At 58.2% G+C, this 1,885-nt stretch carries 1 protein-coding gene; it reads left to right on the top strand.

Features of this window, described 5'->3' with window-relative positions:
* Positions 1 to 1,885 (top strand): glycoside hydrolase family 2 protein (locus ABX749_RS31395; RefSeq protein ID WP_372899502.1); only part of this gene is annotated, 1,885 nt, incomplete at both ends.

Here is a 1,885-nt window from a genome sequence, read left to right as displayed (position 1 = left end):
TTTCCATCGATCGCGAGAAACGATCGGCGCTCAAGCTCGGCCGTAATATCTTGGCCGTCCACTGTCGCCAAACCAGTGGCGGCCAGTTCATTGACGTACATCTAGTCGATGCTGACAACGTTCCGAAGCTACCGGCTCCGCCACGCGACACCAAACCGTTCCAATCCGAATTGATTACCACCTGGGGCGCAGACGTCACGCCGGAAAATGCTTGGACAGAGTATCCCCGCCCGCAATTGCAACGCGACAACTGGACCAACCTGAACGGCAACTGGGACTATGCGATCACGCCGGTCGAGCAAACCGAGCAGCCGGACGAGTGGGACGGTGAGATTCTGGTGCCCTTCTGCTTGGAATCAAAACTCGGCGGCGTGCAGCGGTTGCTGGACGCTACCGACGCGCTTTGGTATCGACGAACGTTTCGTGCAACACCATCTGCATCCAATCGAACGCTACTGAACTTCGAAGCCGTTGACTATCGCTGTGAAGTCTTCGTCAATGGCCAGTCCGTCGGCAAACATCAGGGTGGCAACACTGCGTTCACGTTCGACGTCACCGACGCCTTGCGAGACGGCGACAATGAGCTGGTCGTCCGAGTCGAAGATGAAACCGAAAACTACCAACTGCGGGGCAAACAAACGCTCAACGCACGCGGAATCTGGTACACACAGGTTTCGGGAATCTGGCAAACGGTTTGGTTGGAAGAGGTTTCACCGAACCACATCGGTGATCTGAAAATTGCTACCGACGCCGACACCGGCAGCATCACCGTCACCCCGCTCGTCCGAGGCGATGGCGAAGTCCGCGTCGTCGTCAAGGACGGCGAAAACATCGTGGCGGAGGGTTCGGGAAGCGACGCCATCGAGTTGACGATCGCCGATGCAAAACTCTGGTCGCCTTCGTCACCACACCTCTACGACATCGAAGCAACCCTGGTCGGCGCCGATGCGGTGACGCTCGATCGGGTCGCGTCCTACGCCGGCATTCGCAACGTCGGCAAAGTCAAAGACGCCGACGGGAACTGGCGATTCACGCTCAACGGCGACACGATTTTTCACTGGGGACCACTCGACCAGGGATGGTGGCCCGACGGCTTGCTGACACCGCCGTCCGATGAAGCGATGTTGTTTGATATCCAGTGGCTCAAGGACGCCGGATTCAACATGATTCGCAAGCACATCAAGGTCGAACCGCGACGTTATTATTATCACTGCGACCGACTGGGCATGATGGTTTGGCAAGACCAGGTCAGCGCGGGCAACAATCCCAAGTGGACGCGTTTGCAACCCGACCCCGAAGACGCCGTTTGGCCTGACCGGCATCACCGGCAATTCATGGTCGAATTGGAACGCATGATCGCGCTGCTGGAAAACCATCCGTCGATCGTGGTGTGGGTGCCCTTCAACGAGGCTTGGGGACAACATCGCACGGTCGAAGTCGGCAAGTGGACGGTCGATCGCGACCGGTCGCGATTGGTCAACATCGCCAGCGGCGGCAACTTTTGGCCGGTCGGTGATGTCGTCGACGCCCACGCGTACCCCCACCCCGAGTTCCCGTTCGATCAAGGCGCCGGCGGACGCTTCGAGGACTACATCAAAGTCATGGGAGAATTCGGAGGTCACGGCTATCCCGTCAAAGGCCATCTCTGGGACGCCAATCGTCGCAACTGGGGCTATGGCGGATTGCCGCAAAACGAAGCCGAATACAAGGCCCGCTACGTCACGTCGCTGAAGATGCTCAACGAATTACGTGGCAAAGGCATCGCCGCCGGTGTCTACACCCAGACGACCGACGTGGAAGGCGAGATCAACGGCTTGATCACCTACGACCGCAAAGTGCAAAAGATCTCGCCTGCCAAGCTGGCAGAAATCCACCAAGTATTGTT

Origin of the sequence: Stieleria sp., from assembly GCF_041595215.1 — a bacterium.
Classification (GTDB): domain Bacteria; phylum Planctomycetota; class Planctomycetia; order Pirellulales; family Pirellulaceae; genus Stieleria; species Stieleria magnilauensis.
This window is presented reverse-complemented; position numbering and strand designations above follow the sequence as displayed.